This window comes from Arthrobacter sp. MDT1-48-3 (assembly GCF_054511015.1).
Window position 1 is genome coordinate 1 of the sequence record NZ_JBTNDL010000012.1, and the last position, 22,014, is coordinate 22,014.

A 22,014-nucleotide genomic window follows, 5' to 3' on the forward strand; every position below is an offset into this window, starting at 1 on the left:
TCCTCCCCCCGCTCCCTCTACACGGGGATCTCCATGTCCGTTCACCACGACCCCGGCACCGCGACGACGAGGTCCACGGACACGATCGCGGCGACCGGGATGTCCGCGGGCAGCCGCTGGACGCGCGGCACCACGCGGTCCCACACGATGGCCACCGTCGCCCCATGGTCCTCGAACTGGTGCCGCAGTTCGCGGTCGGTGTAGAGCGGGTTGTGTTCGACGACGATCGCGCCGAGACGCAGGACGGCGTAGAACGCGATGATGTGCTGGGGGCAGTTCGGCAGGACGAGCGCCACGCGGTCACCCGCGGCGACACCGAGCGAGCGCAGTCCCTCCGCCGCGCGCGCCACGGCATCACCCAGCCCGCCGTACGTCGTCGCGGCCCCGAAGAACTCCAGGGCCGGCGCCCTGCGGTAGGTGCGCACCGAGGTGTCGAGCAGGTCGGAGAGCGTGCCGTCGGGCACGTCGAAGGAGCGGGGCACGTCGGGCGCGTAGCTCGCGACCCACGGGCGGGCTGCCAGATCCATAAGCCTGCTTCCTGTTATCCGTTCGACTGTATCGCGGGCCGGAGGGTTCCGGCACCCGGCTCCGCTCCCGGCGCACCGCTCCGGGGTGCAGGTGCGGGTCCGGTAGCATGGTGGGTCGAAGGGGAGTAGCTCCGCGTCCGTGGACGTGCGGCCTGTCGACATACTGGCACCGATGGTGCCCGGCAATCCACCGGTCCGACCGGCGAGCGAGACCTTCGGCCGAAACGACGCATTCGCGACCCCCGGCCGGAGCCCCCGCTTCGGCTGGAGAGCGCGTGCACCTGACCAACCGGAGCATCCCGTGACATCCCCTGAACAGACCCCTTCCCGGAACGACATCAAGCGCTGGCGCCAGTATCTCGCCGACGAGCGCGGCGAGGCCGCGACCTACCGCGACCTGGCGCGCCGACGGACCGGCGAGGAGCGTGAGATCCTCCTCGGCCTCGCCGAGGCCGAGGGCCGCCATGAGGCGCACTGGCTCGCCCTGCTCGGCAACGACGTCGGACGGCCCCTCCGCCCGTCCGTGCGCAACCGGATCCTCGGGGTGCTCGCGCGCCGCTTCGGATCCGTCTTCGTCCTCGCGCTCGCGCAGCGTGCCGAAGGCCGCTCCCCCTACGCCTCGGATCCCTCCGCGACGAGCGCCATGGTGGCCGACGAGCAAATCCACGAGGAGGTGGTGCGCGGCCTGGCAACCCGCGGCCGCAACCGGTTGTCCGGGAACTTCCGGGCGGCGGTGTTCGGGGCGAACGACGGCCTGGTCAGCAATCTCGCACTGATCATGGGTATCGGTGCCACCGGCGTCTCCACGTCCTTCATCCTGTTCAGCGGACTGGCCGGGCTGCTGGCCGGCGCCCTGTCGATGGGTGCGGGCGAGTACGTCTCCGTACGGTCGCAGCGGGAGCTGCTGTCCGCGACGCGCCCCACGCAGATCACCCTGACCGCGGCGAAGGAACTGGACATCGCCGCGAACGAGCTGGTGCTGGTCTACCGGGCGAGGGGCATGACGCCGGCGGCCGCGGAACACCGCGCGGGCGAGCGGCTGGGCCTGTACAGCTGCGACTGCGATCCGAGCTTCTCCCTCCAGCCCGACGAGGACGACGCCGTCGACGAGCACGAGACCGTCGGGACCGGGCTGGGCGCCGCCGCCTCAAGCTTCTGCTTCTTCGCCTCCGGCGCGATCATCCCGGTGCTCCCGTACCTGGTAGGCCTCGACGGCGTCACCGCCGTCGTCGTCGCCTGTGTCCTGGTGGGACTCGCCCTGCTGGCGACCGGCGCCGTCGTCGGCCTCCTGTCCGGCGCATCCCCCCTGCGGCTGGCGCTGCGGCAACTGGCGATCGGACTCGGCGCTGCGGCCGCGACCTACCTCCTGGGGCTGCTCTTCGGCACCTCGGTGGCCTAGGCTCCGCGGACCCGCAGCACGTAGTCCTCGAGCTTGGCCAGCGTCGCCTCGATGCTGGCCGGGTGGCGGCGGGTGAACCCGGCGAGCCGGAAGACGATCCGCCACGGCACGGCCCGGCCGTCCCACTGCTCGCGTACGAGCGTGGACTCCCCGCGGGGTTCGAGCGTGTAGCGCCAGACGTGGGCCGAGAAGTGGCGCCAGGCGATCCGGCGGCCCTCCTCGAACTCCACCACGCGGTTGAGGATCTTGTAGGGGGCACCGATCCTCATCTCCATGCCGAACCGCGCTCCCGGTGACAGGCGCGCGGGACCGTGGGGCTGCTCGCCCCGCACGGTCCCGGACCCGTCGATCACGCTGTGGAGGGAGGGCCGTGCGAGGACCTCGAAGATGGTCTCGGCGGGAGCCGCGATGAGCCGCTCGCGGGTGATGAGGTAGGCGGAGTCCGTGCCGGGGGTCGTCATGCCCTCCATTCTGCCCGCCGGCGCCCGCATCGGTGGCACGACGACGCAGGGCCCCTCCGGTGGGAGGGGCCCTGCGTCGTGGTGGAGCGGTCAGGGCTTGAGCAGCACCTTGATGGCGCGGCGCTCGTCCATCGCCTTGTACGCCTCGGCGACGTCCTCCAGCGGCATCTCGACGTCGAACACCCGGCCCGGGTCGATCGTCCCGTCGAGGACGTCCTTCAGGAGTTCGGGGATGTAGGTGTGCGCGGGGGCCATGCCTCCGCCCACCGTGATGTTCTTCGCGAACAGGTAGCTGATCGGCAGCTCGGGTCCGCCCGCGGGGACCCCGACGAATCCGAGGTGTCCGCCCGGCCGGGTGCTGCGCAGCGCCTGGTCCATGGACTCCTTGGTGCCGACGCACTCGAGGACCGAGTCCGCGAGGACTCCCCCGAGCAGCTCCCGCACCTTCTCGACGCCCGCGTCGCCGCGCTCCGCGACGATGTCGGTCGCGCCGAATTCGCGTGCGAGCGCCTGGCGGTCCTCGTGGCGGGACATCGCGATGATGCGCTCCGCACCCAGGCGACGGGCGGCGAGGACACCGCAGAGGCCCACGGCGCCGTCGCCCACGACGACGACGGTGCTGCCCGGGCCGACGTTCGCGGACACGGCCGCGTGGTGGCCTGTCGACATGACGTCGGAGAGCGTCAGGAGGCTCGCCGTCAGGGCGGCATCGGGCTCCGACACGCCCTCGACCTTGCGGAGCGTCCCGTCGGCCTGGGGGACGCGCACGGCCTCGCCCTGCCCGCCCTGCACGAAGTCCCCGTGCTCGTCCGTGCTGCCCCAGCCCGCAAGATGCTCGCAGGCGACCGTGACACCGTCCCGGCATGGCGGGCAGGTCCCGCAGCTGTCCACGAAGGGGGCGATCACGAAGTCGCCGACCGAGAGGTCCCGGACGTCGTCGCCGACGGACTCGACGACGCCCACGAACTCGTGGCCGATCGCCTTGGGCTCCTTGGTCGGGCGGACACCGCGGTACGGCCACAGGTCCGACCCGCAGACGCACGAGGCGGTGACCCGCACGACGGCGTCCGTGGGGCGGACGATGCTCGGATAGTCCCGGTCCTCGACGCGGATATCGCCTGGTCCGTGGATGATGGTGGCGCGCATGGAATCTCCTAGAATCTCGCGGGACGCGATCGATGGTCCCCTTCGCCACCCTACAAGCGCAGGCGCCCGTCGCCCTACCGGACAGGACCGCCGGCCGCCGACTTGAACTCGTGCTCGAGTTCCTCGAGACTCCTCCCCCTCGTCTCCGGGACGTAGCGGCGCGCGAAGAGGATCGCCGCGACGCCGAGGACCACGAACACGAAGAACGTGGTGGAGATCGTGATCGCGGCCATCAGGATCGGGAAGCTGAGGCTCACGGCGAAGTTGACCATCCAGAGGACGAAGACGGCCGCCCCCATCCCGAGTCCGCGCAGGCGCATGGGGAAGATCTCGGAGAGCATCAGCCAGGTCACCGGCGAGATGGCACCCTGCTGGAAGGCCAGGAACGTGACGGTCAGGGCGAGGACGAGGAACCCGCGCGCGGTGCCCTCCGGCACGAGCAGCGAGACGAGCCCGATGGCGAGCAGGGCCGACGTCGTCCCGATCTGGCCCACCAGCAGCATGGGCCGGCGGCCCACTCTGCCCAGCAGCCAGATCCCCACGAACGTGGCCGCGACCGAGATGATGCCGTTCGCGATGTTCGCGGTCAGGGCGGCCTGCGTGCCGAACCCCGCGACGACGAGGATCTGCGTCCCGTAGTACATGATCGAGTTGACGCCGGTGATCTGCTGGATGACGGCCAGCCCGAGGCCCACGAAGAAGACCCTGCGGAGCCAGGGCGTCCGCAGGTCACGGAGGCCCGCGGTCTCGCGCCCGCGGTCCTCGATAGCCGTCGACCTGACCTCCTCGTACTCCTGGCGCGCGACCTCCTCCGGCCGCAGCCGCTGCAGCACGCGCAGCGCGACGCCGAAGGCGCCGTGGGCCGCGAGCCAGCGGGGGCTCTCCGGCACGAAGTGCATCCCGATCCACAGGCCGATGGCCGGGAGGGTCGCCAGGACGAGCATCCACCGCCAGATCCCGGAGCTGTCCCCGAACACGGTGCCCAGGAAGGCGCTGGTGCTGAAGGCGATCAGCTGCCCTGTCACGATCATCAGTTCATTGCGTGTCACCACCTGGCCGCGCCGGGCGGCCGGCGACAGCTCGGCGAGGAAGATCGGCACCATCACGGACGCGCCGCCCACGGCCAGTCCCAGGACGAGTCGCGAGACGACCATCACGGTCACATCGGGGGCCAGGGACGTCCCCAGGGTCCCGGCCAGGAAGACCACCGCGAGCACGAGGATCATCCTCTTCCGGCCGTGGGCGTCGGCGAGCCTGCCCCCGGTGAGGGCGCCGAAGGCCGCCCCGAAGACCAGCGAGCTCGCGACGAGTCCCTCGGTGACGGCGGTGAGACGCAGGTCCTCCACCATGAACGGCAGGGCGCCGTTGATGACGCCGGTGTCGAAGCCGAACAGCAGGCCGCCGAGGGTCGCCACCCACGTCGCCCGGCACAGGTACCTGCGCTGCCGCCGGTCGCCGTCGTCGCCCCTCGGGCCGGTCGTGCTGTTCCCCGTTCCGCTGCTCATGCCCCGTCCGTTCCTGCTCGTCCGTTCCTGCTCGTCCGTTCCTTCCCGTCCGGGCCGTCCCTGCCACGCTACGGTCCCGGGCCCGCGTCCCGCGCGCGATCCCACCCGACCCCGGTGGACCCGGGCCGTCGGTGCACCGGGCCCACCGACGCGAACAGCCTCCCCCGCAGCATGCGGAGGAGGCTGTCCGGTGGAGTGCGTCGCGGCCTAGAGGGTCGCGTAGACCTCGCGGAGGAGCTTGGCGGTCTCGGAGGGCGTCTTGCCGACCTTGACCCCGGCGGCCTCGAGGGCCTCCTTCTTGGCCTGCGCGGTTCCCGCCGAGCCGGAGACGATGGCGCCGGCATGTCCCATGGTCTTGCCCTCGGGCGCCGTGAAGCCTGCCACGTAGCCGACGACCGGCTTGGTGACGTTCGCCTTGATGAACTCCGCAGCGCGCTCTTCCGCGTCGCCGCCGATCTCGCCGATCATCACGATGGCCTTGGTCTCGGGGTCCGCCTCGAAGGCCGCGAGGGCGTCGATGTGCGTGGTGCCGATGACGGGGTCGCCGCCGATGCCGATGGCCGTGGAGAAGCCGAGGTCGCGCAGTTCGAACATCATCTGGTAGGTCAGCGTGCCGGACTTCGAGACGAGGCCCACGCCGCCCTTGCCGGTGATGTTCGCGGGGGTGATGCCCACGAGCGACTCGCCGGGCGTGATGATGCCGGGGCAGTTCGGGCCGATGATCCGGGTGACCTGCTTGCCGTCCGCGTCGACCTTCGACTGGGCGAGGGCCCAGAATTCGGCCGAGTCCTGGACGGGGACACCCTCGGTGATGACGACGACGAGGCCGATCCCGGCCTCGATCGCCTCCACGACGGCGTCCTTGGTGAAGGCCGGCGGGACGAAGACGATCGACACGTCGGCGCCGGTCTCCGTCATGGCTTCCTGGACGGTGCCGTACACGGGGAGCGTGACGTCGCCGTGGGTCACGGTGGTGCCGGCCTTGCGGGCGTTGACGCCGCCGACGACCTGGGTCCCGGCCTTCAGCATGAGGGCGGTGTGCTTGGTGCCCTCGCCGCCCGTGATGCCCTGGACGATGACCTTCGAGTCCTTGTTGAGGTAGATAGACATGTGGGGAACCCTTTACTTTCCGTAGGCCAGCGCGGCGGCCTTGTCGGCGCCTTCGTCCATGGTGTCGGCGATGGTCACCAGCGGGTGGTTGGCCTCGGCGAGGATACGGCGGCCCTCTTCGACGTTGTTGCCGTCCAGGCGCACCACGAGGGGCTTGTTGGCCTCGTCGCCGAGGATCTCGAGGGCGCTCACGATGCCATTGGCCACGGCGTCGCACGCGGTGATGCCACCGAAGACGTTCACGAAGACACTCTTGACCTGGGCGTCGTTGAGGATGACGTCGAGGCCTGCGGCCATGACCTCGGCGGACGCTCCACCGCCGATGTCGAGGAAGTTGGCGGGCTTCACGTTGCCGTGCGCCTCGCCGGCGTAGGCGACGACGTCGAGGGTCGACATGACCAGTCCGGCGCCGTTGCCGATGATCCCGACCTCGCCGTCGAGCTTGACGTAGTTGAGGTCGTTCTCCTTGGCCTTGGCCTCGAGCGGATCGGCCGCGTCCTTGTCCTCGAGGGCGGCGTGGTCCGCGTGGCGGAACCCGGCGTTCTCGTCGATGGTGACCTTGCCGTCGAGGGCGACGATGTCACCGGCGCCGGTCTTCACGAGGGGGTTGACCTCCACGAGCGTGGCGTCCTCCTTCACGAAGACGTCCCACAGCTTGAGGATGGTGGCGACGACACCCTGGCGCAGTTCGGGGGCGAACCCCGCGGCGTCGACGATCTCCTCGGCCTTGGCCTGGTCGATGCCGGTGCCGGCGTCCACCGAGATGCGTGCCAGCGCCTCGGGGCGTTCGACGGCGAGCTGCTCGATCTCCATGCCGCCCTCCACCGAGCACATGGCCAGGTAGTTGCGGTTGGACCGGTCGAGCAGGACGGAGAAGTAGTACTCCTCGGCGATGTCGGCGCCCTGCGCGATCATCACCGTGTGGACCGTGTGCCCCTTGATGTCCATCCCGAGGATGTCCGAAGCGTAGGAGAAGGCCTCGTCGGGGGTCTTGGCGACCTTAACGCCGCCGGCCTTGCCACGACCGCCTACCTTGACCTGGGCCTTGACGACGACGACGCCGCCGATCTTCTCGGCTGCTGCCTTTGCTTCTTCTGGGGTGTGCGCCACGATGCCGGCGAGCACGGGAACTCCGTGTGCCTCAAAGAGATCGCGCGCCTGATATTCAAACAGGTCCACGGGCTAGAGTCCTTCTACGTCGAAGTAGGTTTACACAAGGGACTTTAGCCCCTCGGGCCGGAGGCCTTTCCCAGACTATCGGTTTAGTGAGTAAGGCCACAGTTCTATCCGGTGTAGAAATCCGGCCCGGGATCGTTGACGTTTTTTCCTCCCGGTATGATGCCGCGAACGGCGTCAGGCCACCTTCGTCAGGGGTGCGTAGCGCAGCAGCAGCCGCTTCTCGCCGACGTCGAACCGCACCTTGGCCACGGTCTTGTCGCCGGCGCCCTCGACGGACAGGACGGTGCCGTTGCCGAAGCTCGCGTGGTTGACGTGGTCCCCGACCGCGACGGACACCACTTCCTTCTGCGGCTGCACGCGTCCCACGCTCTTCGAGGGAGCCGCGGCGCTCCCGGTGAAGCCGCCACCGCTCGCACCCCAGTAGGACCCGCTGAACCGCGGCCCGCTGATGCTCCCGCCGGACGTCCACGCCGGCTTCGCCGCACCCTCGCGCTTCCAGGAGATCAGCTCCTCGGGGATCTCGCTGACGAACTGGCTGGCCGGGTTGTACTGGCTCTGGCCCCACATGCTGCGGACCTCGGACCGGGTGATGTACAGGCGCCGGCGGGCACGGGTCAGGCCCACGTAGGCCAGGCGCCGTTCCTCGGCGAGCTCCTTCGGATCGGTGGCCGAACGCTGGTGCGGGAAGATCCCCTGCTCCATGCCGGTCAGGAACACCACGGGGAACTCGAGGCCCTTGGCGGTGTGCAGGGTCATGAGGGTCACGACGCCCTGGCGGCGTGCCTCCTCGACGGCGCGCTGCACGTCCGCCGCCGAACCGTCGGGGGCGTCGGGGATGGAGTCGGCGTCCGCGACGAGGGACACCTGCTCGAGGAAGTCCCCGAGCGTGCCCTCCGGGTTGTCGCGCTCGAATTCGCGGACGACGGCGACGAGCTCGGCCAGGTTCTCCACGCGGGATTCGTCCTGGGGATCGTTGCTGGTCCGCAGCTGCTCGAGGTAGCCGGTCTGCTCCAGCACGGCCTCGAGGGCGGCGGACGCGCCGGACCCGCTGGCGACCTCCGCGAGATCGTCGATCAGCTTCACGAATCCGGCCACGGCGTTGACCGAGCGCGTGGCCATCCCGGGTGCCTGGTCCGCCCGCCGGAGGGCCTGCATGAAGCTGATCCGCTCACGCTCGCTGAGCGCCGCGATCGCGTACTCGGCACGGTCGCCGATGCCGCGCTTGGGTTCGTTGAGGACACGGCGCAGGTTGACGACGTCGTCGGAGTTCACCAGGACGCGCAGGTACGCGAGCGCGTCCTTGATCTCCTTGCGCTCGTAGAACCTGGTGCCGCCGACCACCTTGTAGGGCAGGCCCACGCGCAGCAGGATCTCCTCGATGGACCGTGACTGGGCGTTGGTGCGGTAGAAGACGGCGACATCACCCGGGCGGAGGTTCTCGTCGTCCTGGAGCCGGTCGATCTCCTCGGCGATGAAACGGGCCTCCTCGTGCTCGTTCTCACCCACATAGCCGACGATCTTCTCGCCACTGCCCTCGGCGGTCCACAGCCGCTTCTCCGGCCGGTTCGGGTTGCGGGAGATCACGGCGTTCGCGGCACTGAGGATGTTCTGGGTGGAGCGGTAGTTCTGTTCGAGCAGGATGGTCCGCGCGCTCGGGTAGTCGTTCTCGAACTCGACGATGTTGCGGACGTCGGCGCCGCGGAACGCGTAGATGGACTGGTCGGAGTCGCCGACGACGGTCAGCTCCGCCGGGTCCTCGGAGGACTCACCCGGGACGCCGACGATCTCCCGGACGAGGGCGTACTGCGCGTGGTTGGTGTCCTGGTACTCGTCGACGAGGACGTGGCGGAACCGGCGCCGGTAGTAGTCGGCCACGCCGGGGAAGGCCCGGAACATGAACACGGTCTGCGCGATCAGGTCGTCGAAGTCCATGGCGTTGGCCTGGCGCATGCGCTGGGCGTACCCCGTGTACACCTCGGCGACGGCCTGCTCGAAGGGATCGGAGAGGCCTGCCTCCGAGGCGAAGGTCTCCTCGTCGATCAGTTCGTTCTTGAGCGCGGAGATCTTGTGCTGGATCGCCTTGGGCGCGAACTTCTTCGGATCGAGGTCCAGGCCCTTGGCGACGAGCGTGATGAGGCGCAGCGTGTCGGCGGAGTCGTAGATGGAGAAGTTCGAGTTGAGCCCGACGGAGGCCGCCTCGCGGCGGAGGATCCGCACGCAGGACGAGTGGAAGGTGGAGATCCACATGCGCTTGGCGACGTCGCCGATGAGGCCCTCGATGCGCTCGCGCATCTCGGCGGCGGCCTTGTTGGTGAACGTGATGGCCAGGATCTGCCCGGGGTGGGAACGGCCGGTGGCCAGCAGGTACGCGATGCGGTGACTGAGCACACGGGTCTTGCCGGATCCCGCGCCGGCGACGATCAGCAGGGGCGACCCGCCGTGCTTCACGGCTTCCTCCTGCTGGGGGTTCAGTCCCACCAGCAGTTCCTGCGCCCTGTGCTCGTCCACGCCGACGCGCGAGGGCACGTGTCCGGCGGCGGGATCGGAGTGCTCCGCCGCCATCGCCGCCTCGCGCGCGCGCTTCTTCTCGGCGGGCGTGGGCGGGGAGACGTAGGGATCGAAGAGCATGTCCATGGTGCTCCAATTCTAGGCGGTACCCCCGACACTCACCCGCCGCGCGCCGCCGTCGGGGCGATGCCGGGACCGCCGCCGCGTCGCCCATACTGGAGGGGTGGCGAAGACGAGGGCGCAGATAGCACGCAAGCATTCAGCCGGCGTACCGGCGGTGGCACCCTCCGCACCCTCCACGCCGCCCTCCGCGGGGAGCCGGACGAGCAACGGCAACCTCGTCCTCATTGCGGCCGCCGTCGCCGCCCTGTTCCTCTTCTGGTACTTCCACCTGCTGACACTGGGCCAGATGACGCAGCTGTCCGGAGGACTGACCATGCCGGACCTGATGATCGGCGGATACGACGCCGGGTACGTCCAGCGCCTGCGCGAGACGATGGACGACGACGCCCGCGGCCAGTTGAGCTACGTGCACCGGACCGCCGGCACGCTGTTCCCGCTGATCTTCGCGTTCGCCTGGCTCCTGCTGGTCCAGCTCAACGTCGGACGCCGCTGGCTGCGCCGGCTGCTGTGGTCGCCGGTGATCCTCTTCGTCGTCGCCGACCTGTGGGAGAACATCGCGATCGACACTGCGCTCGCGGGCGCCGATCCCGGCACGGTGGCACTCGCCTCGGCGCTGACGGTCCTGCGCTGGGTGCTGCTCGCCGTCAGCCTCCTCGCAGGAGCGGTGGCCGTGTTCCTGCCGCGGCGCCTGCGCGGACCTGCGCAGGAGCGCGGACCCCGGGACGAACAACGGGTAAGCTAGGACCGCCGGATCGGGAGCACCACGGATCCGAGCCTCTGTAGCTCAGTAGGATAGAGCGTCCCTCTCCTAAAGGGAAGGTCGTCGGTTCGATTCCGGCCAGGGGCACACGGCATCGAAGGAGGATGGGCAGCCGCGCCCATCCTCCTTCGTCGTCCGGCGGTAGGTTGGACGCCATGCCGGAACGGACGAGCCGAATGACCGACCGGGCGACGATCACCGTCACCGCCCTGTGCCTGATCGACGACCGCGGCCGCCTGCTGCTGGTACGCAAGCGCGGGACGACGCTGTTCATGCAGCCCGGCGGCAAGCCGGAGCCGGGCGAGTCGCCGGCGCAGGCCGGCGCCCGAGAGGTGTCCGAGGAGCTGGGCCTCACCGTCGCACCGCAGGACCTGACCCTGCTGGGCACCTGGGAGGGGCCGGCGGCGAACGAAGCGGACACCCACCTGGTCGCCACCGTCTTCCTGTGCCCGCTGACCGCCGAGCCCCGTCCTGCGGCCGAGATCGAGGAGATCGACTGGCTCCCCCTCGACGGGCCGCAGCACCGCGTGGATCTCGCCCCGCTGCTGACCGGCTACGTGATCCCCGCCCTGCTGTCGCTGCGCGGCTGAACGTCAGACGCCGGTGAGCGCCTCGGGCTCCTCGTCCACCGCGACGTTCTTCTGCACCGCGAACTGCGTGCGGTGCAGCTCCTCGTAGCGGCCCCCCACCGCCAGCAGTTCGTCGTGCGTCCCCCGCTCCACGATCGACCCGTCCTCGACGACGAGGATCAGGTCGGCGCTGCGGACGGTGGACAGGCGGTGCGCGATGACCATCGCCGTCCGGCCCTCGAGCGCCTCGCTCAGCGCGGCCTGCACGGCCGCCTCCGACGTCGAGTCGAGCGCCGCCGTCGCCTCGTCCAGGATGACCACCCGCGGATGCGCGAGCAGCAGGCGCGCGATCGTCATGCGCTGGCGTTCGCCACCCGACAGCCGGTAGCCGCGTTCACCGACCATCGTGTCCAGCTGGTCCGGCAGCGACCGCACGAGCGGCTCGAGCCGCGCCCGCCGGACGGCGTCCCACACCTCGTCCTCCGTTGCCTCCGGCCGCGCGAGCCGCAGGTTGGAGAGGATCGTCTCGTGGAACAGGTGGCCGTCCTGCGTCACCATGCCCAGTGTCTGCCGCATCGACGCGAAGGTCACGTCGCGGACGTCCGCACCGGACAGCCGCACCGCACCGCTGTCGACGTCGTACAGGCGCGCGAGGAGCTGTGCGATGGTCGACTTCCCGGCACCCGATGTGCCCACCAGTGCGACCGTCTGCCCGGGCTCGATCCGGAAGGACACCCCGTGCAGCACCTCCTCGCCGCCCCGGGTGTCCAGCGTCGAGACCTCCTCGAGGGAGGCGAGCGAGACCTTGTCCGCGGACGGGTACGCGAAGCGGACGTCGTCGAACTCCACCGCCACCGGGCCCGCCGGCACGCTCCCGGCGTCGGACTTCTCCTGGATGAGCGGCTCGAGGTCGAGCACCTCGAACACGCGCTCGAAGCTGACGATCGCGCTCATGATCTCGACCCTCGCGTTCGCCAGGCTCGTCAGGGGTGCGTAGAGGCGCGTGAGCAGGAGTGCGAGCGTCACCACCTCGCCGGTGTCCAGCTGTCCCGCGAGCGCGAGGAAACCGCCGAGCCCGTACACCAGGGCCAGTGCCAGCGCCGAGACGAGCATCAGCGCCGTGAAGAACACGAACTGCAGCATCGCCGTCCGCACTCCGATGTCCCTCACGCGCGCCGCGCGGACACGGAATTCCTCGGCCTCCTCGTCGGGCCGCCCGAAGAGCTTCACCAGGGTGGCGCCGGGTGCCGAGAACCGCTCGGTCATCTGGGTGCTCATGGCCGAGTTGTGGTCGGCCGCCTCGCGGCGGAGGGCCGCGAGGCGGCTCCCCATGCGGCGCGCCGGGACCAGGAAGACGGGCAGCATGACGACGGCGAGCACCGTGACCAGCCACGAGGTGCTGAGCATGACCGCGAGGGTGAGGACCAGCGCCACGAGGTTGGTGACCACTCCGGAGAGCGTGCCGCTGAAGGCCTGCTGGGCGCCGATCACGTCGTTGTTCAGGCGGCTCACCAGCGCGCCGGTGCGGGTGCGCGTGAAGAAGGCGATGGGCATCTTCTGCACGTGGTTGAACACGGCGGTCCGCAGGTCGAGGATGACGCCCTCACCGATGCGCGCCGAGTACCACCGCGTCACGAGGGACACCGCCGCATCCGCGACGGCCACGAGCGCGATGACGACGGCGAGCCACACGACGGTGCGCACCTCGCCGCGGGCGACGATCACGTCGACGACCTGCCCGGCCAGGACCGGCGTCGCGACCGCGAGGAACGCCCCGGCCACGGACAGCAGGATGAACAGCAGCAGCTTCGACCGGTACGGCACGGCGAACGTGAGGATGCGGCGCACCGACTCCCGGGAGAAGCCGTGCGCACCGTTCTTCGCCGTCGAGATCTTGTACAGCGAGCTCCAGGCCGCGCCTTCCATGCTCATAGCGATTCCTTCCACGGATGCCAGTCCCGGCTCGGGTCCCGGGTTTCTGGACCCCCGCCGCAATACTTCGGAACAATAAGTGGATGCTCCGGTGTTCACCTCAGTAGTGTTCTACTCCGGTCCCGGTCGGGGCGGAGGTACGTAGGGTTCAAGCCAACCATGGCTCCTTCTATTTCCCCGCCCGCCGAGCCCGTCCACTCGAGACCAAAGGAAGTCCCATGACCCACCGCCTGTCCCTCCTCGGTGCCGCCGCAGCCCTCACCCTGGCGCTCGCCGGCTGCGGTTCATCCTCGACGCCCGCAGGGAACGGTGGAGCATCCGAGTCCGCGGCCCCGACGTCGCTCCAGGAAATCCAGGACGCGGGCGTGCTCACCGTCGGGACCGAGGGCACGTACAAGCCCTTCAGCTACCACGAGGGCGGCAGCGGCGACCTGACCGGGTACGACGTCGAGGTCATCACCGCGGTCGCCGAGAAGCTGGGCGTGGAGGCCGAGTTCGAGGAGACGCAGTGGGACGCGATCTTCGCGGGTCTCGAGGCGGGCCGCTTCGACGTCATCGCGAACCAGGTCTCTATCACGGACGAGCGCAAGGAGACCTACGACTTCTCCGATCCGTACACCGTGAGCTCGGGCGTGATCGTCACGACGGCGGACAACACCGACATCACCTCCTTCGAGGACCTCTCCGGCAAGACCACCGCGCAGTCGCTGACCAGCAACTGGTACGAGCTGGCGCAGGAGGCCGGTGCCGACGTCGAGCCCGTCGAGGGCTGGGCACAGTCCGTCACGCTCCTCGAGCAGGGCCGCGTCGACGCGACCATCAACGACGAGCTGACCTACCTCGACTACCAGAAGACCAGCAACAACGCAGGCATCAAGATCGCGGTCACCACCGACGAGACCTCGGAGAGCGCCGTCGCGGTGCGCAAGGGCAGCACCGACCTCGTGGACGCCATCAACACGGCGCTCGGGGAACTGCGCGCGGACGGCACCCTCGCGGAGATCTCGGAGAAGTACTTCGGCTCCGACGTCAGCGAGTGATGCCGGCAGCAGGGGGCGGACCGCGCCCGTGCACGCCCGGCGCCCGGCCCGGAGGAGCTGACTGATGGACTGGGAGCTGGCGCGCACCTCGTTCTGGCCGATGGTCTCCGGCAGCGTGGTGGGAACCATCCCGCTCTCGCTCGCGTCCTTCGCCATCGGCCTCGCACTGGCGCTCGTCGTCGCACTGCTGCGCATCAGCGGACAGCCCGTCCTCGCGGGGATCGCCCGCTTCTACGTCTCCGTCATCCGGGGCACTCCCCTGCTGGTGCAGCTGTTCGTGATCTTCTACGGACTGCCCTCGATCGGGCTCACCATCGACCCGTGGCCGAGCGCGATCATCGCGTTCTCCCTCAACGTCGGTGGGTACGCGGCGGAGATCCTGCGGGCCGCGATCCTGTCCGTCCCGAAGGGCCAGTGGGAGGCGTGCCACACCATCGGCATGTCCCGCGCGGTCGCCCTGCGCCGGGTCATCCTGCCGCAGGCGGCACGCGTGTCCGTGCCACCGCTGTCGAACACCTTCATCAGCCTCGTCAAGGACACGTCCCTCGCGTCGGTCATCCTCGTCACGGAACTGTTCCGGGAGGCCCAGCAGATTGCCGCCTTCTCGCAGGAATTCATGCTGGTCTACGTCGAGGCCGCCGCGATCTACTGGGTGATCTGCCTGGTCCTGTCCAGCGGCCAGTCCGCACTCGAGAAGAGGTTGGACCGCTATGTCGCCCACTGATCCCCTGCTACCGCACACTTCGGAGGGCCCCCTGCTGGAGGTCACGGCCCTGCAGAAGTCCTTCGGCACCAACCGCGTGCTCTCCTCGATCGACCTCCACATCGACAGCGGCCAGGTCGTCGCGCTCGTGGGCCCGTCCGGGTCCGGCAAGACCACGGTGCTGCGCTGCCTCAACGGACTGGAGACGCCCGACGGCGGGACGGTTGCCTTCCGCGGCGGCCCGTCGGTGGACTTCGGCGCGAGGGTGACGAAGAAGGAGGCGCTGGCCCTCCGCGACCGCAGCGCCATGGTCTTCCAGAACTACAACCTGTTCCCGCACAGGACGGTGCTCGAGAACATCATCGAGGGTCCTGTCCAGGTCCAGAAGCGGCCCCGGAAGGAGGCCGTTGCGGATGCCGAACGGCTGCTCGAACGCGTGGGCCTGGCCGCGAAGCGGGACGACTACCCGTTCAACCTCTCGGGCGGGCAGCAGCAGCGGGTCGGTATCGTCCGTGCCCTGGCACTCCAGCCCGACCTCCTCCTGTTCGACGAGCCGACCTCGGCGCTGGATCCGGAGCTGGTGGGCGAGGTCCTCACGGTGATCAAGGAGCTGGCCGAGGAGAAGTGGACCATGGTGATCGTGACGCACGAGCTCGCGTTCGCCCGGGAGGTCGCCGACGAGGTGGTCTTCATGGACGGCGGCGTCGTCGTCGAGCACGGCCATCCGGACCAGGTGCTGCGTAATCCCCGCGAGGAGCGGACCCGCCGCTTCGTCCAGCGCCTGCTCAACCCCTTCTGACCCTGCGGCGTCGTGCACGGCTTTCGGGGCGGCGTCGCCGGAACATCGGCGTGTCGCGCGTCGACACGCCCTCCTGCGCCGAACCGCGTGCATGACGCCGCACCCGGTCCGCCTCAGGGGGCGGGCTCAGGCCGCGATGCGGTCCGGGTGCGAGTAGCAGTTCAGTGAGGTCCCGCGGCTGAAGCCCACCAGCGTGAGCCCGGCGTCGTCCGCCAGGTCGGCGGCCAGCGACGACGGCGCGCTGACGGCGGCGAGCACGGGGATCCCGGCGAGCTGCGCCTTCTGCACCAGTTCGAAGGACGCCCGCCCCGAGACCTGGAGGACGGTCCCCCGCAGGGGCAGCATCCCCCCGCGCAGTGCCCAGCCCACCACCTTGTCCACGGCATTGTGCCGCCCCACGTCCTCCCGGAGGCACAGGAGCTCCCCCTCCGCGGTGAACAGGCCGGCGGCGTGGACGCCTCCGGTGCGGTCGAAGAGCTTCTGGCTCTCCCGCAGCCGGTCGGGCAGGGAGGCCAGGACCCCGAGGTCGATCCGCGCCGCGTCCTCCCGGAGGTCGAACCGTGAGGACTTGCGGACGGCGTCGATCGAGGCCGTGCCGCAGATGCCGCACGAGCTCGAGGTGTACACGTGGCGCTCCATCGCGGTGTCCGGGAGCTCGACGCCGGGCCGCAGCTGCGCCTCGACCACGTTGAAGGTCTGCCGGCCGTCCTCGTCGACGCCCGCGCAGTACCGGAGGCTGGGCAGCTGGCCCGGTTCCCAGACGACACCCTCCGACACGAGGAACCCGGCCACGAGGTCGAAGTCGTCGCCCGGTGTCCGCATGGTGACAGTGAAGGCGCTCCCCCCGAGCCGGATCTCCAGGGGTTCCTCGCCCGCCAGGACGTCCTCACGGCGTCCCGTCTGCGCCCCGATGCGGAATTTGGTGATGCGACGTCGCTGTGTAACCCGGTTCATCCGGCACTCCTTACCTCGGCCCTAGGATGAGGTTAGTTGACTCCGGACATCCCCTGGCTCGTCGACTCCGACACGAGGATGTGGACAGCGTGGCAACGAAGGCACCGAAGGACAATATCGACGAGACCCGGCTGACGGTGGGCGCCCGGAAGACGACGGCCGTGGGACTCCCGGCCGTCATCAACTCGCTCAAGATCTCGATCGACCAGATGGGACCCGTCCGGAGCGCGCAGACACTGCTCGCCGTCAACCAGGTGAAGGGTTTCGACTGCATGGGCTGCGCATGGCCCGAGGGGGACAAGCGCCACACCGCCGAGTTCTGCGAGAACGGGGCGAAGGCGGTCGCCGAGGAGGCCACGCGGAGGACCGTGCCGCCGTCGTTCTTCGCCGAACACGCCGTCCGGGACCTCCTGGACCGTGACGACTACTGGCTCGGCCAGCAGGGCCGGCTGACCCACCCGATGCTGCTCGACGAGGGCGGGACGCATTACCGGCCCGTGTCCTGGGACGAGGCGTACCAGGTCGTCGTCGACGAACTGGCGGCCCTGGACAGCCCGGACGAGGCGATCTTCTACACCTCCGGGCGCACCTCCAACGAGGCGGCCTTCCTGTACCAGCTGATGGTGCGCGGGATCGGCACGAACAACCTGCCCGACTGCTCCAACATGTGCCACGAGTCCTCGGGCTCGGCGCTCAACGAGACCCTCGGCGTGGGTAAGGGGACGGTGTCCCTGCTCGACCTCGACACGGCGCCGCTGATCATCGTCGCGGGCCAGAATCCCGGCACCAACCATCCCCGCATGCTCACGTCCCTGGAGAAGGCCAAGAAGAACGGCGGGGCCATCGTGGCCGTCAATCCGCTGCCCGAGGCCGGCCTGATGCGGTTCGAGAACCCGCAGAACGCCCGCGGCCTGCTCGGCGCCCGCTTCGGCGGCGGCACCGCCCTGGCCGACGATTTCCTGCAGATCCGCATCGGCGGCGACCAGGCCCTGTTCCAGGGCCTGGGCAAGCACCTGCTCGAACGCGAGGAGGCCACCGGCACCGTGTTCGATTCCGCCTTCATCGCCGAGCACACCCTGGGCCTCGAGGACTACCTCGCGGGCCTGCGCGGAACCGGCTGGGACGAGATCACGACGGCGAGTGGGCTCTCGAAGGCGGAGATCACGAGGGTGGGCGACCGCATGATCGCCTCCCCCGGCACGATCGTCTGCTGGGCGATGGGGCTGACACAGCACAAGCACTCGGTCGCCACACTGCGCGACGTCGTCAACGTGCTCCTGCTCCAGGGCAACGTGGGGAAGCCCAATGCCGGGGTCTGTCCCGTCCGGGGGCACTCGAACGTCCAGGGCGACCGCACCATGGGCATCTTCGAACGCATGCCCGAGGCGTTCCACGACGCCCTCGACCAGCGCTTCCGCTTCGCATCGCCGCGGAAGCACGGCGTGGACACCGTCGCGGCCATCCGCGCGATGCGCGACGGGAAGGCGCGCGTCTTCATGGGCATGGGCGGCAACTTCGTCCGCGCCACCCCGGACACCGACGTCACCGAGCAGGCGCTGCGCACCACCCGGCTGACGGTGCAGGTCTCCACCAAGCTGAACCGCTCCCACCTCATCACGGGCGCCCGGGCCCTGATCCTCCCCGCGCTCGGGCGCACCGACCGCGACACCCAGGCCGGCGGGAACCAGCGCGTCACGGTCGAGGACTCGATGAGCGCGGTGCACGCCTCCACGGGACGCCTGCAGCCCGCGAGCGACCAGATGCGTTCCGAGATCGAGATCGTCTGCCAGCTCGCCGACCGCCTGTTCGCGCGCAACGGCAGCCCCTACGGCGTCAACGCACCCCAGCTCGACTGGACCGCCGCGCAGGCGGACTACCGCGTGATCCGCGAGCACATCAGCGCCGTCGTGCCCGGCTTCGGCGACTTCGAGACCCGCCTGGACACGCCCGGCGGCTTCGTCCTGCCCAACGGGCCCAGGGACAGCCGTACCTTCACCACCGCGACCGGCAAGGCGAACTTCACCGCCAATCCCCTCGAGTACCCGCACGTGCCCGAGGGCCGGCTGATCCTGCAGACCCTCCGTTCGCACGACCAGTACAACACCACGATCTACGGCAAGGACGACCGCTACCGCGGGATCTCCGGCGGCCGCCGCGTGGTGTTCGTCAATCCGCAGGACCTGGCGGAGGCGGGTATCGACGACGGCGACATGGTGCACCTGGTCTCGGAGTGGGCGGACGGCGTCGAGCGCCGCGCCGAGGACTTCCGGGCGGTCGCCTACTCGACGCCGAAGGGCTGCGCGGCCGCCTACTACCCCGAGACGAACGTCCTGGTACCCCTGGATTCGACGGCGGACGTCAGCGGGACGCCGACGTCGAAGTCGGTCGTCGTGCGGCTCGAGAAGGCCGCCTGACGAGGCCACTCCTGTGGCGGCGCTCCCCGCCCGGGAATCCTCAGCCGGCTAGCCACGGCAGCGCCAGGGACGGCACGGCATCACCGGCGGCGCAGCCCTCGGCAGGGACCACCATCACGCCGTCGGCCGCTGCGAGTCCGCGCAGCATCCCGGACCGCTGGTGCGTACTCGGCACCGCGCGCCCCGACCCGCTCCGGTAGGGCACCAGCCGGCTCCGCCCCGGCAGCGGCTCGAAGGCGTCCGCGCTCGTCACGGTCCCCGGCTCCTCGAGCGGTGAGCCGCGCAGTCCCGCGAGCAGCGGGCCGGCCACCGTGAGCATCGCCATCATCGCGGCGAGCGGATTGCCGGGCAGTCCCACCAGGAAACGTCCGTCGCGCAGTCGTGCCAGCAGCGTCGGGTGTCCCGGCCGCATCGCGATGCCGTCGATGATCAGTTCGGCGCCGAGTTCGGTGAGCGCCCTGCGGATGTGGTCGGCGGACGAGCTGCCCGTTCCACCGGTCGTGATGAGGACGTCGCCGGAGGCCCGCGCGAGGGACAGCTCATCGGTCGGTTCGGCGCTGATGGCCGCCACGACGTCGTCGAGGTCGTCCTTCGCGCGCCCCGCGACGTCGACGTGGCCGCCCAGCATCGCGACGAATCCGGGAAGCTGGGGGCCGAAGGTGTCACGCACCTGGCCGGGGTGCGGGAGCCCGTGGTCGATCACCTCGTCCCCTGTCATCAGCAGGGACACCCTCGGTGCCCGCAGGACGGCGAGGGTGTCGTGGCCGCACACCGCGGCGAGGGCGATCTGCGCCGGGTTCAGGACGACGCCGGCCGGGATGGCCTCGGAGCCTGCCTCGGCCTCCTCCCCTGCCGGCCGGACGTGCTCGTGCGGGGACGGCTCGTCGGGCCGCGCGGAGTCGTTGCGGTCCAGCACGTCCCCGCGCACCGACCCGTGCTCGGTGCGCAGGATGCCGACGGCGTTCTGCGGCACCACGCCACCGGTGAGGATGAAGGTCGCCTCGCCGGGGGCGAGGGACACCGCACCGGAGTCGGAGTGCGGCGACGGTCTTCCTCGGGGGTGCTCCTCGGGCTCCGTGTGCCTCACGAGCGTCCAGGGCGGCGCCCCGTTCACGGCCCAGCCGTCCATCGCGGACGACGCGTAGTGCGGAATGGCCTGCAGTGCGTGGACGGGTTCGGCGAGCGTCTGCCCGAGGGCGTCCGCGAGGTTGACGGTCTGGAACGGCAGCGGGCGCCCCGCGCCGTGGGCGAGTGCGCGCGCGGCCATCCAGTCGACGTTGTGCGCTGCGGCGGCCTCGCTCATGCGGGGTCTCCGTCCGCCGCGGCCTCGGCGCAGAGCGCATCGGCCACCGCCATGGCCGAGCGCATGGCCAGGTCCTCGTCGGCCTGCCCGCTGCCGACCGCGAGGCCCGCGGCGTACCCGACGACGAAGGTCGTGAGGGGTGCCGCCGGGCGGACGACGCCGTGGGCGGCCTTCCCGGCGAGGCCGAGGACGGCGTCGACGTCGACGCGCGTCCCGTCGATCTCGTAGGCGGCGAGCAGTTTCTCGGTCCAGTCGTGCAGCAGCTTCTGGCGGTCGTCCATGGGCCCTCCGGGCAGTACTAGGGGACGTCGACTCCCAGCGCTCGTGCATCACTCCAGGTGTCGACGTCGTGCGTTGTGCCCGGGGGAACCGGGACCGGTCTGCTCCTCACACTAGCAAGGAGGCTGCGCATCGACAGGTTGTCGGCCGAACCCCGGGCGAGGACCTCGTCGATGGCGCCTCCGAGCGCGTCGCTCCGGTAGAGGGCGGCCAGCGGCTGTTCGCGGCCGCCGTCGACCGCGACCAGCGAGGTCGTCCCGCCGAGCGCCGCCTCGGCGAGAAGCACGCGAATGAGCACGGCCACGCGCGGCATGTCGCAGGCCACCACGGCGCACCACGGCGCCCTCCCACCGGTCCCGGCCCGGAATCCGGCGACGACGGCGGCGGCCGGTCCGGCGAAGGGCGGGTGTTCCCGCACGAACGACGGCGGCCCCTCCCCGGAGGGCCGGGCGCCGCCGTCCGGTTCCGGTCCCACGATCGTCAGCCGCTCCGCATCGGCGAGGGCGGCGCACGTGCGCTGCAGCAGCGTCGCTCCGTCGAGGACGAGTCCCGCCTTCGGCACACCGCCGAGCCTCGTGGAGCGGCCGCCCGCCAGGACGATCGCATCGAATCGGGGGGTGTCGGGGATCACGCGGCGGTCTCCGTGAGGAACTCGCTCCACTGGGGGGCAGGCTTCTCGAGCTCGCGGATCTGCCACTGGGGCCCCCGCGGGGGCAGCGGGACGACGCGCAGCTTCCAGCCGAGGCTGGCGAGCGTCTTGTCCCCCTTGGCGTTGTTGCACTTCAGGCAGCAGGCCACGAGGTTCTCCCACGTGTCGCCCCCACCCCTCGATCTCGGCAGGACGTGGTCGATGGTCGAGGCCGTCTTGCCGCAGTAGGCGCACAGGTGGTTGTCCCGCCGCAGGACCCCGCGTCTCGTGGCCGTGACGTCGTGCCGGTAGGGGACCCTGACGTATCTGTTGAGCAGGATCACGGACGGCCGGCCGAGGATCTCGGTGGGTCCGACGACCGGCTCGTCGTCCTCCGCGATGACGCTGGCCTTGCCGGTGAGGACAAGCACGAGTGCCCGGCGGAACGTGACGACCGCCAGTGGTTCATACCCTGCATTCAGAACAAGAGTGCGCATACGGTGGCCTCATTGCTGACCTGTTCCCCGCAACCGGTTGCCATCCCGGGGTACGGGAGAAGAGCTTCGGATTGACACTGCAAGGGTAAGCCGGAGACCGGCGTGCGGCGAACCGGCGCGGGGACGGGTTGACGCGCCGCACGGCGTCGGGCTACCGCCGCCCAACGACAGAGGAACC

The 22,014-nt window shown here is 70.2% G+C and carries 19 protein-coding genes, 1 tRNA gene and 1 pseudogene; 8 read left to right on the top strand and 13 right to left on the bottom strand.

All coding sequences use genetic code 11. The features are described from left to right. Positions 1–53: 53 nt before the first annotated feature. A pseudogene (locus ACX80L_RS16695) lies at positions 54–527 on the bottom strand (AMP-binding protein); the annotation flags it as partial. Between the two features lie 301 nt (positions 528–828). On the opposite strand from ACX80L_RS16695, the gene ACX80L_RS16700 reads away from it, so the two are divergent. Further along, positions 829–1,926 carry a VIT1/CCC1 transporter family protein gene (locus ACX80L_RS16700; protein WP_244186159.1) on the top strand — a complete coding sequence of 366 codons (1,098 nt, stop codon included), beginning with the start codon at positions 829–831 and terminating at the stop codon, positions 1,924–1,926. Here the strand turns inward: ACX80L_RS16700 and ACX80L_RS16705 are convergent. From ACX80L_RS16705 to pcrA, 6 genes are all read right to left on the bottom strand, one after another. Beyond that, a complete protein-coding gene (locus ACX80L_RS16705) occupies positions 1,923–2,387 on the bottom strand; it encodes an SRPBCC family protein (protein WP_133083185.1) in 465 nt (154 codons plus the stop codon). The genes ACX80L_RS16700 and ACX80L_RS16705 overlap by 4 nt on opposite strands. 90 nt (positions 2,388–2,477) lie before the next feature. Continuing rightward, complete coding sequence (locus ACX80L_RS16710; RefSeq protein WP_459291157.1) at positions 2,478–3,533, bottom strand: zinc-dependent alcohol dehydrogenase family protein; 1,056 nt, start codon at positions 3,531–3,533, stop codon at positions 2,478–2,480. Positions 3,534–3,607: 74 nt separating this feature from the next. Then, positions 3,608–5,038: a sugar porter family MFS transporter gene (locus tag ACX80L_RS16715; RefSeq protein ID WP_459291159.1), complete on the bottom strand. Its 1,431-nt coding sequence runs from the start codon at positions 5,036–5,038 to the stop codon at positions 3,608–3,610. A gap of 207 nt (positions 5,039–5,245) precedes the next feature. Next, positions 5,246–6,148, bottom strand: coding sequence for a succinate--CoA ligase subunit alpha (gene sucD / locus ACX80L_RS16720; protein WP_133083182.1), 903 nt, complete (start codon positions 6,146–6,148; stop codon positions 5,246–5,248). Between the two features lie 12 nt (positions 6,149–6,160). Next, positions 6,161–7,327, bottom strand: a complete 1,167-nt coding sequence (gene sucC, locus ACX80L_RS16725) for an ADP-forming succinate--CoA ligase subunit beta (protein ID WP_459267369.1) — start codon at positions 7,325–7,327, stop codon at positions 6,161–6,163. A gap of 174 nt (positions 7,328–7,501) precedes the next feature. Continuing rightward, positions 7,502–9,961, bottom strand: a complete 2,460-nt coding sequence (pcrA, locus tag ACX80L_RS16730) for a DNA helicase PcrA (RefSeq protein ID WP_459291160.1) — start codon at positions 9,959–9,961, stop codon at positions 7,502–7,504. Between the two features lie 97 nt (positions 9,962–10,058). Between pcrA and ACX80L_RS16735 the strand changes: the two genes are divergently transcribed. The 3 genes from ACX80L_RS16735 (at position 10,059) to ACX80L_RS16745 (ending at position 11,308) form a co-directional block, all read left to right on the top strand. Beyond that, the gene (locus ACX80L_RS16735; protein WP_459291162.1) at positions 10,059–10,700 is read left to right on the top strand and encodes a hypothetical protein; all 642 of its coding nucleotides are present in this window, start codon (positions 10,059–10,061) and stop codon (positions 10,698–10,700) included. A gap of 31 nt (positions 10,701–10,731) precedes the next feature. After that, a tRNA-Arg gene (locus ACX80L_RS16740) sits at positions 10,732–10,805 on the top strand. Positions 10,806–10,894: 89 nt separating this feature from the next. Beyond that, positions 10,895–11,308: an NUDIX hydrolase gene (locus tag ACX80L_RS16745; RefSeq protein ID WP_459291164.1), complete on the top strand. Its 414-nt coding sequence runs from the start codon at positions 10,895–10,897 to the stop codon at positions 11,306–11,308. A gap of 3 nt (positions 11,309–11,311) precedes the next feature. Here ACX80L_RS16745 and ACX80L_RS16750 read toward each other — a convergent pair whose 3' ends face one another. Next, positions 11,312–13,219 carry an ABC transporter ATP-binding protein gene (locus tag ACX80L_RS16750; RefSeq protein WP_459291165.1) on the bottom strand — a complete coding sequence of 636 codons (1,908 nt, stop codon included), beginning with the start codon at positions 13,217–13,219 and terminating at the stop codon, positions 11,312–11,314. 218 nt (positions 13,220–13,437) lie between these two features. Between ACX80L_RS16750 and ACX80L_RS16755 the strand changes: the two genes are divergently transcribed. The 3 genes from ACX80L_RS16755 to ACX80L_RS16765 all read left to right on the top strand — a co-directional run bounded on the left by ACX80L_RS16755 (position 13,438) and on the right by ACX80L_RS16765 (position 15,761). Beyond that, positions 13,438–14,259 (top strand): amino acid ABC transporter substrate-binding protein, encoded by an 822-nt coding sequence (locus ACX80L_RS16755; RefSeq protein WP_133083176.1) that lies wholly within the window; start codon positions 13,438–13,440, stop codon positions 14,257–14,259. A gap of 64 nt (positions 14,260–14,323) precedes the next feature. Further along, entirely contained in the window at positions 14,324–14,983 is a 660-nt protein-coding gene (locus ACX80L_RS16760; RefSeq protein ID WP_133083175.1) for an amino acid ABC transporter permease, read from the top strand. Beyond that, positions 14,970–15,761, top strand: coding sequence for an amino acid ABC transporter ATP-binding protein (locus ACX80L_RS16765; protein WP_459291167.1), 792 nt, complete (start codon positions 14,970–14,972; stop codon positions 15,759–15,761). Before ACX80L_RS16760 ends, ACX80L_RS16765 begins: the two co-directional genes overlap by 14 nt. A 126-nt stretch (positions 15,762–15,887) precedes the next feature. Here the strand turns inward: ACX80L_RS16765 and fdhD are convergent, their stop codons facing one another. Further along, entirely contained in the window at positions 15,888–16,715 is an 828-nt protein-coding gene (gene fdhD, locus ACX80L_RS16770) for a formate dehydrogenase accessory sulfurtransferase FdhD (RefSeq protein ID WP_459291169.1), read from the bottom strand. 89 nt (positions 16,716–16,804) lie between these two features. Here fdhD and ACX80L_RS16775 point away from each other — a divergent pair, with 89 nt between their 5' ends. Then, positions 16,805–19,129 (top strand): FdhF/YdeP family oxidoreductase, encoded by a 2,325-nt coding sequence (locus ACX80L_RS16775; RefSeq protein ID WP_459291171.1) that lies wholly within the window; start codon positions 16,805–16,807, stop codon positions 19,127–19,129. A 40-nt stretch (positions 19,130–19,169) separates the two neighbouring features. Here the strand turns inward: ACX80L_RS16775 and ACX80L_RS16780 are convergent, their stop codons facing one another. The 4 genes from ACX80L_RS16780 to ACX80L_RS16795 are packed head-to-tail and all read right to left on the bottom strand — an operon-like array spanning position 19,170 to position 21,836. Further along, a complete protein-coding gene (locus ACX80L_RS16780) occupies positions 19,170–20,432 on the bottom strand; it encodes a molybdopterin molybdotransferase MoeA (protein WP_459291172.1) in 1,263 nt (420 codons plus the stop codon). Next, positions 20,429–20,713 (bottom strand): DUF6457 domain-containing protein, encoded by a 285-nt coding sequence (locus tag ACX80L_RS16785; protein ID WP_133083170.1) that lies wholly within the window; start codon positions 20,711–20,713, stop codon positions 20,429–20,431. The genes ACX80L_RS16780 and ACX80L_RS16785 overlap by 4 nt, the downstream gene beginning before the upstream one ends. Positions 20,714–20,730: 17 nt before the next feature. Then, positions 20,731–21,342, bottom strand: a complete 612-nt coding sequence (gene mobA / locus ACX80L_RS16790) for a molybdenum cofactor guanylyltransferase (RefSeq protein WP_459291174.1) — start codon at positions 21,340–21,342, stop codon at positions 20,731–20,733. Further along, positions 21,339–21,836 (bottom strand): HNH endonuclease, encoded by a 498-nt coding sequence (locus tag ACX80L_RS16795; protein ID WP_133083169.1) that lies wholly within the window; start codon positions 21,834–21,836, stop codon positions 21,339–21,341. Before ACX80L_RS16795 ends, mobA begins: the two co-directional genes overlap by 4 nt. Positions 21,837–22,014 lie beyond the last annotated feature (178 nt).

Coding starts and splice junctions, on each gene's coding strand:
- ACX80L_RS16705 (WP_133083185.1), bottom strand. CDS start 2,387: ATGACGACCCCCGGCACGGACTCCGCCTACCTCATCACCCGCGAGCGG.
- ACX80L_RS16710 (WP_459291157.1), bottom strand. CDS start 3,533: ATGCGCGCCACCATCATCCACGGACCAGGCGATATCCGCGTCGAGGAC.
- ACX80L_RS16715 (WP_459291159.1), bottom strand. CDS start 5,038: ATGAGCAGCGGAACGGGGAACAGCACGACCGGCCCGAGGGGCGACGAC.
- sucD (WP_133083182.1), bottom strand. CDS start 6,148: ATGTCTATCTACCTCAACAAGGACTCGAAGGTCATCGTCCAGGGCATC.
- pcrA (WP_459291160.1), bottom strand. CDS start 9,961: ATGGACATGCTCTTCGATCCCTACGTCTCCCCGCCCACGCCCGCCGAG.
- ACX80L_RS16745 (WP_459291164.1), top strand. CDS start 10,895: ATGACCGACCGGGCGACGATCACCGTCACCGCCCTGTGCCTGATCGAC.
- ACX80L_RS16750 (WP_459291165.1), bottom strand. CDS start 13,219: ATGAGCATGGAAGGCGCGGCCTGGAGCTCGCTGTACAAGATCTCGACG.
- ACX80L_RS16755 (WP_133083176.1), top strand. CDS start 13,438: ATGACCCACCGCCTGTCCCTCCTCGGTGCCGCCGCAGCCCTCACCCTG.
- ACX80L_RS16760 (WP_133083175.1), top strand. CDS start 14,324: ATGGACTGGGAGCTGGCGCGCACCTCGTTCTGGCCGATGGTCTCCGGC.
- ACX80L_RS16765 (WP_459291167.1), top strand. CDS start 14,970: ATGTCGCCCACTGATCCCCTGCTACCGCACACTTCGGAGGGCCCCCTG.
- fdhD (WP_459291169.1), bottom strand. CDS start 16,715: ATGAACCGGGTTACACAGCGACGTCGCATCACCAAATTCCGCATCGGG.
- ACX80L_RS16780 (WP_459291172.1), bottom strand. CDS start 20,432: ATGAGCGAGGCCGCCGCAGCGCACAACGTCGACTGGATGGCCGCGCGC.
- ACX80L_RS16785 (WP_133083170.1), bottom strand. CDS start 20,713: ATGGACGACCGCCAGAAGCTGCTGCACGACTGGACCGAGAAACTGCTC.
- ACX80L_RS16795 (WP_133083169.1), bottom strand. CDS start 21,836: ATGCGCACTCTTGTTCTGAATGCAGGGTATGAACCACTGGCGGTCGTC.